This window comes from Actinomadura sp. 6K520 (assembly GCF_004349245.1).
GTDB lineage: Bacteria > Actinomycetota > Actinomycetes > Streptosporangiales > Streptosporangiaceae > Spirillospora.
Genome location: NZ_SMLC01000031.1, coordinates 13387 through 31252, shown reverse-complemented (window position 1 = coordinate 31252; position 17866 = coordinate 13387). Strand labels below are relative to the sequence as shown.

Annotated in this window: 15 protein-coding genes and 1 riboswitch; of the genes, 9 read left to right on the top strand and 6 right to left on the bottom strand. The window is 73.9% G+C overall.

Annotated elements, in window-relative coordinates; translation table 11 throughout:
• Positions 1 to 21 precede the first annotated feature (21 nt).
• Positions 22 to 636, bottom strand: a complete 615-nt coding sequence (locus tag E1289_RS11200) for an MFS transporter (RefSeq protein WP_131978606.1) — start codon at positions 634 to 636, stop codon at positions 22 to 24.
• Positions 637 to 744: 108 nt separating this feature from the next.
• Positions 745 to 963: riboswitch (cobalamin riboswitch) on the top strand.
• A gap of 185 nt (positions 964 to 1148) precedes the next feature.
• Here E1289_RS11200 and E1289_RS11195 point away from each other — a divergent pair.
• The 5 genes from E1289_RS11195 to E1289_RS38140 all read left to right on the top strand — a co-directional run bounded on the left by E1289_RS11195 (position 1149) and on the right by E1289_RS38140 (position 6958).
• Entirely contained in the window at positions 1149 to 3461 is a 2313-nt protein-coding gene (locus E1289_RS11195; protein WP_131978603.1) for a ribonucleoside-diphosphate reductase subunit alpha, read from the top strand.
• The gene (locus E1289_RS11190; RefSeq protein WP_243712748.1) at positions 3458 to 4456 is read left to right on the top strand and encodes a ribonucleotide-diphosphate reductase subunit beta; all 999 of its coding nucleotides are present in this window, start codon (positions 3458 to 3460) and stop codon (positions 4454 to 4456) included. The genes E1289_RS11195 and E1289_RS11190 overlap by 4 nt, the downstream gene beginning before the upstream one ends.
• 117 nt (positions 4457 to 4573) lie before the next feature.
• Entirely contained in the window at positions 4574 to 5488 is a 915-nt protein-coding gene (locus tag E1289_RS11185) for an EamA family transporter (RefSeq protein ID WP_131978600.1), read from the top strand.
• Positions 5489 to 5507: 19 nt separating this feature from the next.
• Positions 5508 to 6698 (top strand): MFS transporter, encoded by a 1191-nt coding sequence (locus E1289_RS11180; protein WP_131978597.1) that lies wholly within the window; start codon positions 5508 to 5510, stop codon positions 6696 to 6698.
• Positions 6699 to 6799: 101 nt separating this feature from the next.
• Positions 6800 to 6958, top strand: a complete 159-nt coding sequence (locus E1289_RS38140; RefSeq protein WP_165970432.1) for a hypothetical protein — start codon at positions 6800 to 6802, stop codon at positions 6956 to 6958.
• A 29-nt stretch (positions 6959 to 6987) separates the two neighbouring features.
• Here E1289_RS38140 and E1289_RS11175 read toward each other — a convergent pair whose 3' ends face one another.
• Positions 6988 to 8349: an acyltransferase gene (locus E1289_RS11175; protein ID WP_131978594.1), complete on the bottom strand. Its 1362-nt coding sequence runs from the start codon at positions 8347 to 8349 to the stop codon at positions 6988 to 6990.
• Between the two features lie 398 nt (positions 8350 to 8747).
• Here E1289_RS11175 and larE point away from each other — a divergent pair, with 398 nt between their 5' ends.
• The 4 genes from larE to E1289_RS11155 are packed head-to-tail and all read left to right on the top strand — an operon-like array spanning position 8748 to position 11675.
• The gene (larE, locus tag E1289_RS11170; protein ID WP_207928908.1) at positions 8748 to 9605 is read left to right on the top strand and encodes an ATP-dependent sacrificial sulfur transferase LarE; all 858 of its coding nucleotides are present in this window, start codon (positions 8748 to 8750) and stop codon (positions 9603 to 9605) included.
• Positions 9602 to 10336 (top strand): AIR carboxylase family protein, encoded by a 735-nt coding sequence (locus E1289_RS11165; RefSeq protein WP_131978588.1) that lies wholly within the window; start codon positions 9602 to 9604, stop codon positions 10334 to 10336. Before larE ends, E1289_RS11165 begins: the two co-directional genes overlap by 4 nt.
• Positions 10333 to 10950, top strand: coding sequence for a nickel pincer cofactor biosynthesis protein LarB (gene larB, locus E1289_RS11160; protein ID WP_132049156.1), 618 nt, complete (start codon positions 10333 to 10335; stop codon positions 10948 to 10950). The genes E1289_RS11165 and larB overlap by 4 nt, the downstream gene beginning before the upstream one ends.
• Positions 10947 to 11675 (top strand): LarC family nickel insertion protein, encoded by a 729-nt coding sequence (locus E1289_RS11155; protein WP_131978585.1) that lies wholly within the window; start codon positions 10947 to 10949, stop codon positions 11673 to 11675. The genes larB and E1289_RS11155 overlap by 4 nt, the downstream gene beginning before the upstream one ends.
• A gap of 89 nt (positions 11676 to 11764) precedes the next feature.
• On the opposite strand, the gene E1289_RS11150 is transcribed toward E1289_RS11155, so the two are convergent.
• The 4 genes from E1289_RS11150 to E1289_RS11135 are packed head-to-tail and all read right to left on the bottom strand — an operon-like array spanning position 11765 to position 17809.
• The gene (locus E1289_RS11150) at positions 11765 to 12673 is read right to left on the bottom strand and encodes a lysophospholipid acyltransferase family protein (protein WP_131978582.1); all 909 of its coding nucleotides are present in this window, start codon (positions 12671 to 12673) and stop codon (positions 11765 to 11767) included.
• A gap of 11 nt (positions 12674 to 12684) precedes the next feature.
• Positions 12685 to 14262, bottom strand: coding sequence for a lactate racemase domain-containing protein (locus E1289_RS11145; RefSeq protein WP_207928907.1), 1578 nt, complete (start codon positions 14260 to 14262; stop codon positions 12685 to 12687).
• Positions 14259 to 15515, bottom strand: a complete 1257-nt coding sequence (locus tag E1289_RS11140) for a zinc-binding dehydrogenase (RefSeq protein ID WP_131978579.1) — start codon at positions 15513 to 15515, stop codon at positions 14259 to 14261. The genes E1289_RS11145 and E1289_RS11140 overlap by 4 nt, the downstream gene beginning before the upstream one ends.
• Positions 15512 to 17809, bottom strand: a complete 2298-nt coding sequence (locus tag E1289_RS11135; protein WP_131978576.1) for an HAD-IB family hydrolase — start codon at positions 17807 to 17809, stop codon at positions 15512 to 15514. Before E1289_RS11135 ends, E1289_RS11140 begins: the two co-directional genes overlap by 4 nt.
• Between the last annotated feature and the right edge of the window lie 57 nt (positions 17810 to 17866).

Sequence of the window (17866 nt, the reverse complement as noted above, 5' to 3'; positions counted from 1 at the left end):
CGGTGACGTACGGCGCTCGGCTCAGGCGAGCGCCCTCGAACGCGGCGGGGGACCCCGCCGGACGACCTGGTGCCGCAGGACCCGGCCGGTGGCCGGGCCGGCGACGGCCGCCGGTGTCACGGGAATACGCCGCGGCGGCGCCGCGGGTTCAACGGTGAGGAGGGCGAGCAGCAGCCGGATCGGGCGGTCCGCCGCGGCGGCGAGGCGCCGGGCCAGCGTCCACGCGGCCCGCTCACCGCGCCGCAGCCACCACGCCGCGACGAGCGCGGCCAGGGTGTGCGCGAGCGTCATCGCGGGGCCGTCCGTGCCGTGCGCGACCGGGACCAGGACGTCCGGGCCGTGCGCCATCGCGCCGTGCGCAGCCGGATGGTGGACCGGCCCGGCGGTGGCCGTGAACAGGGTGTGCAGCGCGAACTGCCCGCCGAGGAGCCCGCCCAGGATCGTCGCCAGCGAGCGCTCGTGGCCCGCCAGCAGCAGCGTCACGCCGAGGACGAGGACGAACCCCACCGCCGCCGACCAGGCCGGGACCGTCCCCGCGGCCAGCACGTGCCCGGCGATGGCAAGGGTGACGCACACGGTGGCGAACACCACCGCGCGAGCGGTCCGGAACACCGGGTTCGGGGCATGCGGGGACATGGCGCGCACCATCCTCCCACCCGGGTCGCCGCGCGCGCAGCCGACCCCGCCAAGGCTTTCAGACACGCCCAACATCTTGGGGTTGCGCAAAGATCGTCAACTAGATGTAGGGTTCAATCCCGTGCTGGTTCGCCCCCGCCGTCCGCGGCGGGGGCGACGTGAGAGGGAACCCGGTGCGAATCCGGGACTGCCCCGCAGCGGTGAGCGGGAACGACCGCCGTCATCGAGCACTGGGCCACCCGGCCCGGGAAGCGACGGCCAGTAGGACGCCTCGGAACGAGGCGGCGCCCGCGAGTCCGAAGACCTGCCCGCACGAGGACGTCGGGTGACCGCAGTGGAGCTCCAGCGGAGCGAGGATCGCCTGACGGACTTCTGAAGTCTGGGGTTCATCCCCCAGACCGACATGTCCTTGCCTCGCGGGTGGGCCGGGACGGAGCGCGGCGCGCCCCGGCGGGGCCGCTCGCGTCCCGTTCGCATGCCTCCGCGAGGCGGCCTGCGAGGGGAGAGAGCACGTGACACAGGATCTGGCCGCGCCACCGGCGCCGCCCACGCCGTTCGCGGAGATCGCCGCCGAGGTCGAGGCCGCCTGCGCCGCGATACCCGGCGTCGACGCGGGCCGGGTGCTGGCCGCCGTCCGGGCCGGGGACGGGGCGGACGCGGCGGCGCTGCGGGACCTCGCGATCGGCGAGGCGGGCGCCCTGGTCCCCGCCGAACCCGGATACTCCCGGGTCGCCGCGCGGCTCCTCGGCACCCGCATCCGGGAGGAGGCGGCCGCCGCGGGCGTCCGGACGTTCGCCGAGTCGGTCGCCGCCGCGCACCGCGCGGGTCTGCTGGCGGACGCGCCCGCCGCGTTCGTCGCGGCCGACGCGCCCGCGCTCGACGCGCTCGTCGACGAGTCGGCCGACGACCGCTTCGAGTACTTCGGGCTGCGCACCCTCTACGACCGGTACCTGCTGAGGCATCCGCGGACGCGCCTCGTCCTGGAACGCCCGCAGCACTTCCTGCTGCGTGTCGCGTGCGGCCTCGCGGACACCGTGGACGACGCGGCCGAACTGTACGGGCTGCTCAGCACGCTGTCGTACCTGCCCAGCTCACCGACGCTGTTCAACTCCGCGGCGCGCCGTCCCCAGCTGTCGTCCTGCTTCCTGCTCGACTCGCCGTGCGACGAGCTGGAGTCGATCTACGAGCGGTACGCGCAGGTGGCGCGGCTCAGCAAGTACGCGGGCGGCATCGGGATCTCGTGGACGAAGGTGCGGTCGCGGGGCTCGCTGATCCGCGGCACCAACGGGCACTCCAACGGCATCGTCCCGTGGCTGCGCACGCTCGACGCGTCCGTGGCCGCCGTCAACCAGGGCGGGCGCCGCAAGGGGGCCGCGTGCGTCTACCTGGAGCCGTGGCACGCCGACGTCGAGGAGTTCCTCGAACTGCGCGACAACACCGGCGAGGACGCGCGCCGCACCCACAACCTCAACCTGGCGAACTGGATCCCGGACGAGTTCATGCGCCGCGTCGAGCAGGACGCGACCTGGTCGCTGTTCGACCCGAAGGAGGTCCCCGAGCTGGCGGACCTGTGGGGCGACGCGTTCGACCGGGCGTACCGCGACGCCGAGAAGGAAGGCCGGTACGTCCGGCAGCTTCCGGCGCGCAAGCTGTACGGGCGGATGATGCGGACCCTGGCCGAGACGGGCAACGGGTGGATGACGTTCAAGGACGCCGCCAACCGCGCCTGCAACCAGACCGCCGAACCCGGTCAGACGGTTCATCTGTCGAACCTCTGTACGGAGATCCTGGAGGTGACCGGTGACGGAGAGGCGGCCGTCTGCAACCTCGGGTCGGTGAACCTCGCCGCGCATGTCACGCCGTCCGGCGTGGACTGGGACCGGCTCCGCGCCACCGTCCGTACCGCCGTCCGGTTCCTGGACCGCACCATCGACCGCGGCTTCTACCCGACGCCCGAGGCGGAGACGGCGAACCACAGGTGGCGGCCCGTCGGCCTCGGCGTGATGGGTCTCGCGGACGTCTTCTTCACGCTCCGCCTCCCCTTCGACTCGCCGGAGGCCCGCGACCTGTCCACACGCATCTCGGAGGAGATCGCGCTGGCGGCCTACGGCGCGTCCGCCGACCTGGCCGCCGCCCACGGTCCGCTCCCGGCGTACGACCTGACCCGCACGGCCCGCGGGGTCCTGCATCCGGACCACTTCCCGGACGCGTCCCCCACCCGGCCCGAGGAATGGGAAAGGCTCCGCGAGCGCGTCGCCGAGGTCGGCCTGCGCAACTCGCTCCTCATCGCCATCGCGCCGACCGCCACGATCGCGTCCATCGCGGGCTGCTACGAGTGCATCGAGCCGCAGGTGTCCAACCTGTTCAAGCGCGAGACGCTCTCCGGCGAGTTCCTGCAGATCAACAACTACCTGGTGCACGATCTGAAGTCGCTCGGCCTGTGGACGCCGGCCGTCCGCGAGGCGATCAAGAAGGCGAACGGGTCCGTCCAGGGCCTCGTGGACCTCCCGGACGAGATGCGGACCCTCTACCGGACCGCCTGGGAACTGCCGCAGAAGGCACTGATCGACCTCGCCGCCGCCCGCACCCCGTACATCGACCAGTCGCACTCGCTGAACCTGTTCATGGAGACGCCGACCATCGGGAAGCTCTCCTCGATGTACGCCTACGCCTGGCGGCGCGGTCTCAAGACGACCTACTACCTGCGCTCCCGCCCGGCCACCCGCATCGCGCAGACGACGGTCGCCGCCCAGTCGGCCACCGCCCAGTCGGCCGCGGCCGCCTGCTCCCTGGAGAACCCCGAGACCTGCGAGGCCTGCCAATGATGCTGCTCGATCCCGGTATGGACCTGACGCTGCGGCCCATGCGCTACCCCGACTTCTACGAGCGGTACCGCGCCGCGATCCGCAACACGTGGACCGTGGAGGAGGTGGACCTGGCGTCCGACCTCGTCGACCTGGCCCGCCTCACACCCGCCGAGGTGCACCTCGTCAACCGGCTGGTCGCGTTCTTCGCGACCGGCGACTCGATCGTGGCGAACAACCTGGTGCTCAACCTCTACAAGCACGTGAACGCCCCGGAGGCCCGGCTCTACCTGTCGCGGCAGCTGTTCGAGGAGGCCGTCCACGTGCAGTTCTACCTGACGCTCCTGGACACCTACCTGCCCGACCAGGACGAGCGCGCGAAGGCGTTCGCGGCGATCGAGCACATCCCGTCCATCCGCGCGAAGGCGGCGTTCTGCTTCCGCTGGATCGACTCGCTCGGCGCCCTGGACGAGCTCCGCACCGCCGCCGACCGCCGCGCCTTCCTGCTGAACCTCATCTGCTTCGCCGCGTGCATCGAGGGCCTGTTCTTCTACGGCGCCTTCGCCTACGTCTACTGGCTGCGGTCGCGCGGCCTCCTGAACGGCCTCGCGTCCGGAACGAACTGGGTCTTCCGCGACGAGTCCATGCACATGGAGTTCGCGTTCTCCGTGGTGGACACCGTCCGGGCCGAGGAGCCCGGCCTGTTCGACCCGGAGCTGACCGGCCAGGTCACCCGCATGATGGAGGAGGCCGTCGAGGCGGAGCTCGGCTTCGCCCGCGACCTGTGCGGCGCCGGCCTGCCCGGCATGAGCGCCGACGACATGCGCACCTACCTCGAATACGTGGCCGACCAGCGCCTGGTCCGGCTCGGCCTCCCGCCCCGCTACGGCGCGCAGAACCCGTTCTCGTTCATGGAGCTGCAGGACGTCCAGGAGCTGTCCAACTTCTTCGAACGCCGCGTCTCGGCCTACCAGAGGGGGGTGGAGGGCAAGGTCGCCCTCGACGAGGCGTTCTGACACCGGCGGCCGCCCGGGTGTGCCCGCGGGAATAAAGCTCAACGTTGATCTACTTGACGTTAGAGCTCATGGCGGCGATTATCTTAGTACTAAGATAATCAACACGAAGGTAACAAGATGTCGGGCACCCCCGGGACGGTCGCGTTCACCGCCCTCACCCCAGTCGTCTGGGGATCGACCTATGCCGTGACCACCGAGTTCCTCCCGCCCGACCGCCCGCTCCTGGCCGCGCTGCTGCGCGCGCTGCCGGCGGGGCTGGCGCTGCTGCTCATCAGCCGCGTCCTGCCCCGCGGCGTGTGGGTCTGGCGGGCCGCGGTGCTCGGCGCGCTGAACATCGGCGTGTTCTTCCCGCTGCTGTTCCTGGCCGCCTACCGGCTGCCCGGCGGCGTCGCCGCCATCCTCGGCGCGGTCGGCCCGCTGTTCACGCTCGCCCTCGCCGCGCTCCTGCTGTCCGAGCGGCCCACGGGCCACAAGATCCTGGCGGGCTTCATCGGCGTGTTCGGGGTGAGCCTCGTGGTGCTGCGCTCCGACGCGGTCCTCGACACCGCCGGGATCGTCGCCGGGCTCGCCGGGGCCGCGTCCATGGCCGCCGGGACCGTCCTCACCAAGCGCTGGGGCCACCCGGACGGGGTGGGGGCGCTGCCGTTCACCGGCTGGCAGCTCACCGCCGGCGGCCTGCTGCTCGTGCCCGTGGCGCTGCTGGTGGAGGGCGCGCCGCCCGCGCTCGACGGCGCCGCGATCTCCGGCTACCTCTACCTCGCCGTCATCGGCACCGCCATCGCGTACTGGATCTGGTTCCGCGGCATCTCCCGCCTGCCCGCCGGCTCGGTCGCGTTCCTCGTCCTGCTGAGCCCGCTCTCCGCGGCCGTCATCGGCTGGGCGGCCCTCGGCCAGGCGCTCAGCCCGGTCCAGCTGCTGGGCATGGTCATCGCCTTCGCCGGGATGCTCCTCGGCCAGATCCCGCCCAAGGCGCCGACGCCGCCGACTCCCGTCCCGCGGGTTCCGCGGCCCTCAGCCGACCTGGCCGCCTGACGTCACGGAGCCCTGCACCATGACCCACATCGACGCCCCCGCGACCGCCGGGCCCGTCCCCGAGCACGTCTCCCTCAAGCGCTGGCTGGCCGTGGTGGCGGTCGCGGTCGGGACCTTCCTCGTCGTGACGGCCGAGCAGCTCCCCGTCGGCCTGCTCACCTCCGTCGGCGGCGACTTCGGGATCTCCAAGGGCACCGCGGGCCTGATGGTCACGGTCCCCGGTCTCGTCGCCGCCGTGAGCGCGCTGCTGGTCCCGGTGGCGATCGGGCGCCTGGACCGCCGCGCCGTCCTGATCGGCCTGATCACGCTGATGGTGGTGGCCAACGCGCTGTCGTTCCTGGCCCCGGACTTCCCGACACTGCTGGCCGCGCGGTTCCTGATCGGCATCAGCATCGGCGGGTTCTGGGCGCTCGCCGCCGGGATCGCCGTCCGGCTCGTCCCGGAGGGGCACGTCGGCCGCGCCACCTCGATCGCCTTCGGCGGCGCCACCGCGGCCAACGTCCTCGGCATCCCGGCCGGCACGCTGATCGGCGGGCTCACCGACTGGCGCATCGCGTTCCTCACCTTCGCCGGGCTCGGCCTCGTGTCGCTCTCCGCGCTGTTCGCGCTGCTGCCGCGGATCCCCGCCGGCGACTCCATCGGGCTCGGCGGCATGTTCGGGCTGTTCCGGCTCCCCGCCGTCCGCGCGCCCATCATCACCACCTTCCTGCTGATCACCGGGCACATGGCGGCGTACACCTTCGTCAGCCCCGTCCTCCAGGACATCTCCGGCATCGACGAGAAGCTCATCGGGCCGCTGTTGCTCGTGTTCGGCGCGGCCGGCATCGTCGGCACCTTCGCCGGCGGCAGCGCGGCCGGACGCGACGTCCGCGCCACCCTCGTCGCCGTCGCCGTGCTGCTCACCCTCGTCCTGGCCCTGTTCCCGCTCGTCGGCGGCACCGCGGGAACCGGCATCGCGCTCCTGGTCCTGTGGGGCCTCGCGTTCGGCGCCTATCCCGTCGGCGTCCAGATGTGGATCTTCAAGGCGGCGCCCGGCCACGCCGAGGCCGTCACGGCCCTGAACACCGTCATGTTCAACCTCGCCATCGCCCTCGGTGCCCTGTTCGGCGGCCTCATCGTGGACGGCGCGTCCACCACCGCCGCCCTGTGGTTCGGCGCGGTCCTCACCGTCCTCACCCTGCTGACCGTCCGAACCGCCCGGAAGGCGTGATCCGCGACGGGGCGACGACGGAAGCGGCCCCTCCCCGAAAGGTTCCGAACTCTTTTGATTGGGCAGACGTTGAACAGTCAACCCAGGCTGAGGAGCGGAACATGCCCGTCGTCAACCGGATCAAGAGATACCTCCAGAGCCCGCAGGGCCAGCGAACGAAGGCGAAGGCGCAGCGGATGGCCAGGGACCCGCGCACCCAGGCCAAGGCCCGCCGCCTCCTGGCCAGGTTCCGCGGCGGCCGCGGCGGCCGCCGCTACTGACGACCGACCGGTACCGCGCCCGTCCGCGCCTATCGCCGGCGTTGCGCCAGGTGCAGGATGAGGGCGCCGCCGAGGTAGACCAGCAGTGCCGGTGCCGGGAGGCCGGCCGGGGCGTGGAAGTCCTGGCCGGCCAGGGTGACGCCGATGAGCCCGCTCAGCGCGCCCCCCAGGCCGGCGACGGTCAGCGCGGTGGACGTCCTGCCACGCGCGCCATCGCGAGAGAACGCCTTCGTGCGGGCGGGGCGGAACCGCCCGCGCCATTCGACCCAGCCGAACAGCGCCATCAGGACGGCGAGGACGGCGGCAAGGAAGGCCAGCCAGGGAAGCCGCAGCAGGACCCACTCGGCGGTCGTGATCGGCGGCTGAGGGAACACGCCCGTCGGGTAGAGGACGGCGGCGGCGACCACCACCGCCGTCATGTGCCACAGGAACGCGGTGAGGATCACCGCGTTGACCCCGACCACGGTCATCCAGACGCGGGTTCGCCGCAGCCACCGGTCGGCCCGGTCGCGCAGCAGCAGCACGACCCCGGTCTGGGCGATCGCCAGGGACAGCAGGGCCACGGTGGGCGGGGAGGTGTTCTGCACCTCGGCGCCGGGGACGGCGACCATGCTGATCGGGTAGGGCCCGAGCAGGGTGAGCAGGATCAGGCCGCACAGGCCGCCCGCGAGCAGCGGCGCGGCGGTCGTCCACCGCGCCGGCAGCCGGCCGTCCTGCCAGGCGAACCCGAGCTGATGGACCGCCAGCCACACCAGGACGAAGTTGGCCGAGCCGCCGTGGGGCAGGTCGAAGCCGAGCCGGGCGACGTCGCCGGCTCCCGCCAGGACGGCCAGGACGAGGGGGACCGCGAGCCCCCATCTCCGGTGCAGGGCGTACATCACGGGGGCGAGGACCACGACGCCGACGTAGACGGCGAGGAACCACAGCGGGATGCGTGCGAGCCAGAGCCCCAGTCCGATCAGCTCGGGGTCGGCGCCGAGGGCGTGGGCGGCCATCGCCGTCGCCGCCATCACGACGAGGAACACCGTGGTGGGACGCAGCAGCCGGTCGGTCCGGCTCAGCAGCCAGTCCCGCCGGCCCGCACCGCGTTCGCGGGCCGACCTCAGCGACGCGGCGTTCGCGAACCCCCCGACGAGGAAGAACACCGGCATGACCTGGAAGATCCACGACAGCCAACGCGCCCAGGGCAGGACCTCCAGGACGTGGACGCCGTGCAGGCCCCCGCGGTCATAGGTCACCACCGCGGCCAGCCAGTGACCGGTGATCACCAGGAGGATCGCGACCGCGCGGAGCAGGTCGGCCCAGCGCTCCCGGTACGGAGGTGTGTTCTCGGCCAGGCCGCGCAATCCGCGGGCGGGTGTCCGGGCGGCACCTCCGGCGGCCTCGGTCATCGTGCTGGGGTCACCCCCTCACGTACAAGCATTGCCACTGGGCAGGCCCTCAACCCCGCCGTACTGCGTTCTGGACGCAACTGCCATTCATTTGCGATAGTGGCGCCATGGGGCTGCGCGCCCGCAGAACCGCACTACGGCAACACCGCGCTGGAGTCCGTCGGCACGGGCGCCGGCCGAGGCTCAGCGCCGTCGACGCCCATGACCCACGGCGTCCGCCAGGCCGGGATCGTGCTCAGAACCCTTTCCTCGCGGCCTGGCGGGCGCCGTGCCGCGCGTTACCGCCGGCGCCGCCGGTACCGCCGCGCACACCGCAGGTCGCCCGTCGGATGACGGATTCGGCGTTCCTCCACCGCGCCTAGCGTCGCACCCGGAGGACTACGCCGAAGGAGATGCCCATGGCCGACAGGCCCGTTCCGCGGCCGCCGGACACCCCCAAGGTCTCGGCCCTGCGCCGGTCGCTGGCCGCGCTGCCGGGCGCCGTGGTCGCCTACTCGGGCGGTGTGGACAGCTCGCTGCTGGCCTATCTGGCCCACCGGGAACTCGGGGACCGGGCCCTCGCGGTCACGGCCGACTCGCCGTCGCTGGCCCGGTCGGAGCTGGCCGACGCCCGCGCCCAGGCCGCGCGGCTCGGGATGCGGCACCGCGTGGTGCGGACCGGTGAGCTGGACGACGCGCGGTACGCGGCCAACGGCGCCGACCGGTGCCGGTTCTGCAAGGAGGCCCTCGTCTCGGTGCTGGCCGCGGTCGCGGCGGAGGCGGGGGACTGGCCGGTCCTGCTCGGCGTGAACACCGACGACCTCGGGGACCACCGTCCCGGGCAGAGCGCCGCCCGCCGGATGGGGGCCCGGTTCCCGATGGTGGACGCGGGGCTCAGCAAGGCGGACGTGCGCGACGCCGCCCGCGGGCTGGGGCTGCCCACGTCCGACAAGCCCGCCTCGGCGTGCCTGTCGTCGCGCCTCGCGTACGGGGTGCCGGTCACCCGGGAGGCGCTGCGGCGGGTCGAGGACGCCGAGGACGCGCTGCGCCGCGCCGGGTTCGGCGGGCGGTTCCGCGTCCGCGACCAGGGCGGTGACCTGGCGCGCATCGAGGTGGAGGCGTCCGACATCGGGCGTGTCGCCGGGCGGGCGCCGGAGATAGCCGCGCTGCTCAAGGACGCCGGTTTCCGCTACGTGACCCTGGATCTGGAGCCGTACCGGCAGGGCAGCCACAACGCCGTGCTCGGCCTGCCCCGCCTGCGGGCGGCCGCCTCGTGACCACCCCCGATGCCGTCGCCGAGCTGGGCTTCGCCCGCGTCGACCTCGGCCGGAGCCGGCGCCGCGGCCACCCGGAGGCGGTGTTCTGCGAGGGCAAGACGACGGTGGAGGTCGTCGCCATCGCGGAAAGCCTGACCGGAGCCGGAGCCACCAACGTCCTCGCGACCCGCGCCTGCGGGGAGACCCTCCGCGCGCTGCGCGCGGCGTTCCCCGACGCCGTGGTCAACGAGCGGGCGCGGCTGGCCGTGCTGGCGCCGGTCGCGCGGCGGGGCGCCGGGCGGGTCGAGATCGTGTGCGGCCGGCCCGCCGACGAGCCCGCCGCCGAGGAGGCGGCACTGGTCGCCGAGGCGATGGGCAGCCGCGTCGTGCGCCGGTACGACGCGCCCGTGCACGACCCCGCCGCGCTGCCCGGCTGGCTCCGCGAGCAGGACGGCCCCGCGGTGTTCGTCGTCGCGGACGGGACCGGCGGCGCGCTGCCGACGCTGGTGTCCGGGCTGGTGGACCGGATGGTCATCGCCCTGCCGACCTCCGCGGGCGGGCACCTGCCCGGGAAGGCCGCGCTGCTGTCGGCGCTGAACGCGTGCTCGCCGGGCGTCGTCGTGGTCAACATCGACAACGGGTACGGCGCCGGATACTCGGCGCACCTCATCAACACGCACCTCATCGACACGCGCTGCATCGACACGCGCGTCACCGACACAGATCTCATCGACGAGCGGGGGGACGTGTGAGCCGTCCGATCGCGGCCGCCGACGCCGGAGACCTCGACCTGGACCGGGTGCGCGAGTGCGTCAAGGACCTGCTCGCCCGCGACGCGGAGGCGGCCTTCCTCCGGCGCGCCTCCCGGCGGCAGTACGAGGCGGCCCGCGAGGCGGCGCCCGACGCCGTCCACCACCCGCGGTCCGGGCTCGTGGTGCTGACCCGCCCGCGTCCCCGGCCCTGCTCGTGGGTGCCGCGGCCGGTCGCGGTCGTCTCGGCGGGGACGGCCGACCTGCCGGTGGCGGAAGAGGCACGGGCGGCGGCGTCCGCGCTGGGCCTGCCCGCCACGCTGACCGCCGACGTCGGCGTCGCCGGGCTGCACCGGCTCCTCGCCGTCCGGGAGGAACTCGACCGGGCGCGGCTCCTCATCGTCGTGGCGGGCATGGACGGCGCGCTGCCGTCGGCCGTGGCCAGGCTGTCGTCCCGCCCCGTGGTGGCCGTGCCGACGAGCGTCGGCTACGGCAGCTCGGACGGCGGGCTCGCGGCGCTGGCGGCGCTGCTCACCTCCGGTGCGCCGGGCCTCGCCGCCACCGGAATCGACGACGGCCTCGGGGCCGCGGTACTCGCCTGGAGGCTGCTCGCGTGAGGAACATCGCCTACGTCAACTGCTTCGCCGGGGTCGCCGGCGACATGGCCCTCGGTGCCCTGCTGGACGCGGGCGCCGACCTCGGCGAGGTCCGCGCCATGCTCAAGGGCCTCGGCGTCCCCGGCTGGTCCCTGGACACCGAGCGGGTGTCGCGGCGCGGCATCGCGGCGACCCGGGCCGTCGTCGGCGTCGAGGACGACGCCGTGTCCCGGACCCACGCCGTCATCGAAGATCTCGTCGGCTCCGCCCCCCTCCCCGGCCGCGTGCGGGACCGTGCCCTCGCCGTGTTCCGGACCCTCGCCGAAGCCGAAGGGGCCGTGCACGGGACGCCCCCGGAGGACGTCCACTTCCACGAGGTCGGCGGGCACGACGCGATCGTCGACATCGTCGGGTCGTGCGCCGCGCTGGAGACCCTCGGCGTGGACGAGGTCCGGGCCGCGCCCATCCCGGTCGGGCGGGGCTTCATCCGGTGCCGGCACGGCCTGATCCCCAACCCGGGCCCGGCGGTCGTGGAGCTGCTGGCCCGCGCCCGTGCACCCATGCAGGGTCACGACATCGACGCCGAGATGGCCACCCCGACGGGCACCGCGCTGCTGGTGACCCTCGCGGACGCGTTCGGCCCGATGCCCGCGATGACCGTCACCGGCAACGGGTTCGGCGCCGGGACGAAGGTCTTCGGCGACTTCCCCAACGTGACCCAGGTCGTGCTGGGCGAGGTGCCCTGACCCAGCCACCTGACCCGAAGACGGCGAAACGGGAACGGGCGCCGCCGGACTCCGTCGGCCGGCGGCGCCCTCCCGGGTTCGGCGTCCCCTCAGCGGCGGCGCCAGATGCGGTGGTGGCGCGCCGACGGCGGACTCGGCCGCGTCGACTCCCACTTGCGGCGCCACTCCGCCGCCTCCGGCCCGCGCGGGGCGCGGCGGCGGTCCGGGGAGTGCAGCGACGCCCACCAGCCCTCGTCGTGCTCCACCCACAGGCGGCCGACCTCGTCCTCCAGCCGCCCGTTGAACGAGCCCGTCGACTCGTCCGGTTCGCAGACGAGCGGGCGGCCGTAGCGCACGGACACGACGGGACGGCCGGGCTTCGGCCAGAACCCGCCGCGCGGCATCGCCTGGTACGTGCCGCGCAGCACCAGCGGGACGGCCGGGATGCCGTGCTCGCGGCACAGCAGCGCGGCGCCCATCCGGAACCGGCGGGCCCAGCCGTCCGGCGAGCGGGTCCCCTCCGGGTAGAGGAGCAGGCTCCACCCGTCCTCGACGAGCTCCGACGCGAGGTCCAGGGAGCGTTCGACGCCGCGCCGCTCGATCGGGAACGCGTTGAAGGTGAGCGCGGTCGCGACCGCGCGCCAGCGGGCGTCGAAGAAGTAGTCCGCCGCCGCGGCGACCGCGACCCGCCGGCGCACCCGGGCCGGCATCGAACCGAGGATCAGCGGCGTGTCGAGGTGGCTGGCGTGGTTGGCGACGAACACGACCGGGCCCCGCACGCCTTCGAGGAGGTCGAGGCCGTGGACCTCGGGTCTCGTCTGGCTCCAGGTGACCGTCCGCAGCACGCCGTCGAACGCGACCGTCCGGGCCGCCGCGGCGAGGGGCGTCCGCGCCCACTCGGTGGGGAACGACCGCGTGCGCGGCCCCTCGGTCCACGGCTGCGCCGACCGGGGCGCGGGTGCCCGCCCGCGCCAGTCGCGGCCGCGCCGCAGCAGCCGGATCTCCTGCGCCAGCTTCATCCGCCCCCCGCTCAACGGACGTCCGCCAGAGTCATCGGCGGGGTGTGCAGGTAGGCGAGGCTGGGGCTGCGGCCGACCGTCTCCCCCGCCATCTCCAGGGCGTCGGCGAGGGTGCTCGCCGCGCGGAACCCGAGCCGGGACGCGACCTTGCGGTCGGCGCCCACGCAGATGACGTCCCCCAGATGGGACAGCGCGTGCGCACCCCAGTACCACATGTAGAACGGGTGGACGCCGTGGTAGGCGTACGAGTTCCGGTACAGGTGGACGTACCAGGGGTCGGTGGCGTACTGCTCCTCGTACTTCGTCTCGATGGTCGCCGGGTCCGTCGTCTGCGTCAGCACCTCCTCGTAGAAGTCGATGTACGAGGGATGGTGCAGCGGATGGAACTCCGACTTCATCGGGTGGTACATGATCAGGGCGCCGCCCTCGCGGACGAGCGGCTTGCCCCGGTACATGTTGAAGTAGTAGCCGAGCCCCAGGCTGTACACGAGGATCGGGTTCATCACCGAGTTGACGTTGTAGGGGCACAGGTACGGCAGGCCCAGCATCAGCACGTCCGACTGGCCGTGCACCTCGGTGAGCTGCTGCCGGTGCACGGCGGCGAGCGTCCGCTCGTGGACCTGGTCGGTGGCGCCCGCGTGCACGCCGGTCACCCCGTATGGCGCCCGCATCCCCTGCCACACCCGGTGCCGCGCCCCGGCGGGCGCGAGGTCGTTGGCGCGCTTGGCGGCCAGGAACTTCGCCTGGTCCTTCAGCGTCCACTCCCACTCGCGCTTGTTCAGGAACTCGAACGGCGACGGGAACTGGTCGTTGTTGAGGGTGCACTCGATGTGGAAGACCCGCACCGACTCCGTCAGCAGGCTGTGCATCCGGTCGTAGGAGTGGTGCATCGCCGAGTTCGGCGGGTCGTTGAACGAGCGGGAGTGCCGCAGCGTGTGGACGTTGTGGTGGTGCCGCAGGCTCTTGTACGACGCCAGCCCCACCGCGACGGACTTGGCGCCGCCGTTCATCGCCACCAGGTTGATGTTCACGTAGACGATGAGGTCGCTCTCGGCGGCCCGCCGGTTGATCTCGACGTCCTCGCCGTGCCGGGTCTGCCCGAGGGACTTCAGGTCGTCGCGGTCCTCGGCGTCGTGGTTGCGGAGCCGGTCCGGCCAGAACGAGTTGAACACGCGCTCGCCGACGATGTGCTTGATCTCCGCGGGCGTCATCCGGCGGTGCAGCGCGTTCCCGGCGATCAGCTCGACGTCGTCCACGCCGGCGGCGGCGGCCATCTCCAGGACCTGCTCGATCACCCGCTGCCGGACGTCGGGGGCCCGCATCGGCGGCAGCGGCAGCGACAGGTCGTCGAACACGATCGTCAGCCGCATCCCGGAGCGCAGCAGCTCCGGCAGCGGCTCGCTGCCGAGCGGGTTCAGCAGCGCGTCGCGGATCCGCCCGGTCAGGTCGCGCAGGCCCGGCAGCGAGTCCGGCGGGTAGATCACGCGGGTGCCGAGCGGGAAACGTTCCAGGCGGAACCCCTCTCCCTCGTGCACCAGGATCGGTGGCGTCCGCTCGTCCACCTCCAGCACGAGTCCCGGTCTGCTCATCGAAGGGCTCCTTCGCGATCGAGATGGTCGGTGCCGCCGGCGGCCGAGGACGCCTCGCCGGGCGGCGCGGGGGGCCCGCCGTTCTGCGGGGCGAACGCGATCTTGACGCTGCCCGAGCGGCCGGCGGACAGCGCGTGCGACAGCGCGTCCCGCCAGCGGGTGAGGGGGTACACGCTGTCGACGAAGCCGTCGAGCGCGTCGTGCGCGGCCAGGTCGATCGCGGCCTGGAAGTCGTCCGCGCCGCGGCTGGCGTAGGACCCGACGACGTTCAGCTCCCGGTACCAGGCGGGCGTCAGGTCGGTCGGCTTGGACGGCATGCCCGACAGCAGCACCGTCCCGCCCGCCCGGACGATGCGCAGCGCGGTGTCGAGGCCCTCCCCGCCGGTGCAGTCGATGACGATGTCGGCGCCGCCGAGCAGGTAGCCGGGGCCGAGCTCGGGACGCACGAGCGAGCCGCCGGTGATGCGCCGCAGCCCGCGCAGCGCCGCCGAGGGATCGATGGTCTCGGTCGCGCCGAGCGCGCGGGCGCGCCGCCGCTGCCCGGCGTGCCGCGCGATGACGATGATCGGCCCGGCGGCGGTCAGCTCGCGCAGCGCGAGGACGGTCAGCAGCCCGACCGTCCCGGCGCCGACCACGACGATCGACGTGCCGCGCGGGACGTCGATGCGGCGCACCGACCGCACCGCGCACGCGAGCGGCTCGGCCAGCACGGCCCGCTCGGACGGCAGCGACTCCGGCACCCGGTGGAGCTGGCTGCGGTGCGCGACCAGCCGCTCCGCCCAGCCGCCGCCCGTGTCGGCGCAGAACCCGGTCTGCAGTCCCGAGGAGATCCGCCCCGCGTTCACGTGGTCGCACCTGTTCTCGTGGCCGCCCGCGCAGGACGGGCACGGGCCGGTGCCGCGGGCCCGGCACGGCAGCACCGGGTCGATGACGACCCGGGTGCCCGCGGGCATGCCGTCGACGTCGTCCATCAGCTCGGCGAGCACCTCGTGGCCCGGCACGAACGGCATCGACGTGAGCGGCCCCAGGTACGGGGACACCTTCCCGGCCGCCATCGCCAGGTCGGACCCGCAGATGCCCGACAGGACGGTCCGCAGCCGCACCCAGCCGGGCCCCGGGGGGCCGGGCGGCTGGCGGTGCGACAGCCGCAGCGGCGCCAGCGAGGGGACCGCCGCCGGGCGGAGCCGGCCGGGCAGCCGCGCCGCGGCGAGGTAGCGGGCGGGTGAGCGGTGGTACTCGAGCGCCAGGATCATCGGGCCTCCTCTAGAGCGGTATCGAGGAGGGTGGACACGGCGCCGGTGTCGCCGTCCCAGTCCGCGATGGTCCAGCGCTCCCGTTTGGCGTGCCGGTACAGGCGCGGGTCGGGGTTGACGGCGACCGGGTTGCCGACCTGCTCCAGCACGGGACGGTCCGAGTAGTGGTCCCCGTACGCCCAGCTCCCGGCCAGGTCGACGCCCTCGTCGCGGGCCCAGGAGCGCAGCCACGCGGCGCGGGCCTCCCCGATCAGCGGGGGATGCTCGAAATGCCCGGTGAAGTGCCCGTCGACGACGCGGAGCCGCGCCGCCAGCACGTCGTCGAACAGGGTGCGGAGCGGCTCCACGAAGACGTCCACGGTCCCGGTGAGCAGCACGGTGCGGTGCCCGGCCGCGCGGTGGCTCCGGATCCGGCGGATCGCCTGCGGCCACGCCCGCCGCAGCAGCACGTCCGCGAGCCGTTCCCGGGCCAGCGCGCGCAGCCGCGCCTCGTTCGCGCCCTCGTACCGGCGGACGAACTCGCGCAGGAACTCGCCGCGGTCGCGCTGCTCCATGCGCAGGTAGCGGGGCGCGGACCGCAGGACGGGCAGCAGCGTCCCCGGCCAGGACCGGACGGGGACGTCCAGCAGCCGTGCCCACAGGTGCGCCTCCACGACGTCGGACGCGACGATCGTGCCGTCGAGGTCGAACACGGCCGCGACGTCGCGGCGCTCCGCGAACCGCACCGCGGGCGGGGCCGGGCGGCCCGACGTCAGCGCCGGGCGCGGCTGCGGGTGGTGCGGCGGCGCGAGGCGGAAGGCGCCCGTCACGGCGGGGCAGTGCACCTCGCGGAGGTAGTGGTCCCAGTCGATGACCGCCGAGTCGCAGCCCGCGCCGTCCGGCAGCGACCGGTCGAGCGCGAGGGTGGTGGCGTCGGCGTAGACGACCTCGGCGGCGCCGTAGGCCCCGTACAGGTCCCGGAAGCGGCGCAGCGCCCGCACCTCGCGGCCCTGCTTGTGCAGGGTGCGCTGCCAGCCGCGGGTGCGCTCCCCGCTGGGCATGATCAGCAGGGCGCGTTCGGCGAGGTCCATCGCGCGTTCGGCCGTGCCGAGCATCTTCTCGGCGCGGCCGTCGCTGAGCAGCGTCACGTCGCGGGGGCGGATCGCCCCGCGCCCGTCCGTGCCGGGCAGCGGGTGCTCGGCGAAGTAGCCCTGGACGAGTTCGACGAGCCGCTGCAGCGTCAGCGGGTTCCGGGCGCCCGACCCGACGTGGTAGTAGGCGGGGGCGCCGGGCTCCGGTGCCCTGGCGGCGGCGCCGAGCAGCGCGTTCACCACCAGGTCGACGGGGATGATGTCGACGATGCCGTCCGGGATGCCGGCGAGGGCGCGCAGCATCCCCTGCCCGTAGGCGAGGATCAGCGGGTCGGCCATCTTGAACCCGTCGATCCAGCCGGGGTACGGGTGCCGCAGGGCGCTCTCCACGATCGCCGGGCGCACGATCGACAGCGGCAGGTCGCGGGCGGTCTCCTCGGCGGCGCGTTCCCCGAGCGCCTTGGTGAGGGTGTACACGTCCGGCCAGCCGAGGCTGCGGGCCCGTTCGCGCCCGTAGTCGGTCAGGCGTTTGGCGACTTCTTGGCGGCGGCGGCGCTCGGTGTCGGCGGCCACGGTGGTGGGTCCGGCCTTGCCCTGCTCGCCGAGCGCGGCGGCGCGCAGCCGGCCGAGGACCTCGGGCCGCCGGGAGTCGCGTTCCACGGTCCGGCGCGCCTCGACCGCGTAGTCCAGTTCGGTGGCCCAGTCGACCTCGTGGTCGAGGGTCGTCTCCGGGACGATGCCCTTGCGGGAACCGGCGACGTAGGCGGTGGAGACGTGCACGATGTGCGGGGTCCGCCCGGACCGCTCCCCGGCGCGGCGGACCGCCTCGTACAGGTCGATGGTGCCGACGACGTTGGTCGCGAACGCCTCGTCGATCGGCGGGTCGAACGACACGATGGACGCGCCGTGGATCGCCACGTCGACGTCGTCCGGCAGCTCGGGGACGGATTCGGTGATGTCGGCCGGGACGACGCGGACCCGGTCCCGGACGATCGCGCGGGCCGCGTCCTCGCCGGTCCGCTCCCGCCACGGCGCGAACACCGGCTTGCCGATCACCTCGTCGAGCCGCTGCTCCGCGGTGACGCCGGGCTGCTCCCGCAGCAGCGTCACCACGCGGGTCCCGGGATGCCCGGACAGCAGCCGCTCCAGCAGCGCCTGCCCGATGAAGCCGGTGACGCCGGTCAGCAGGACGGTGCGCCCGGCGAGCGCGTCGCTCTCGCTCATGAGGCCCACCCCTCGGGGACGCCGGAAGTTGGGACGCCGGAAACGCGCGCACGGCGG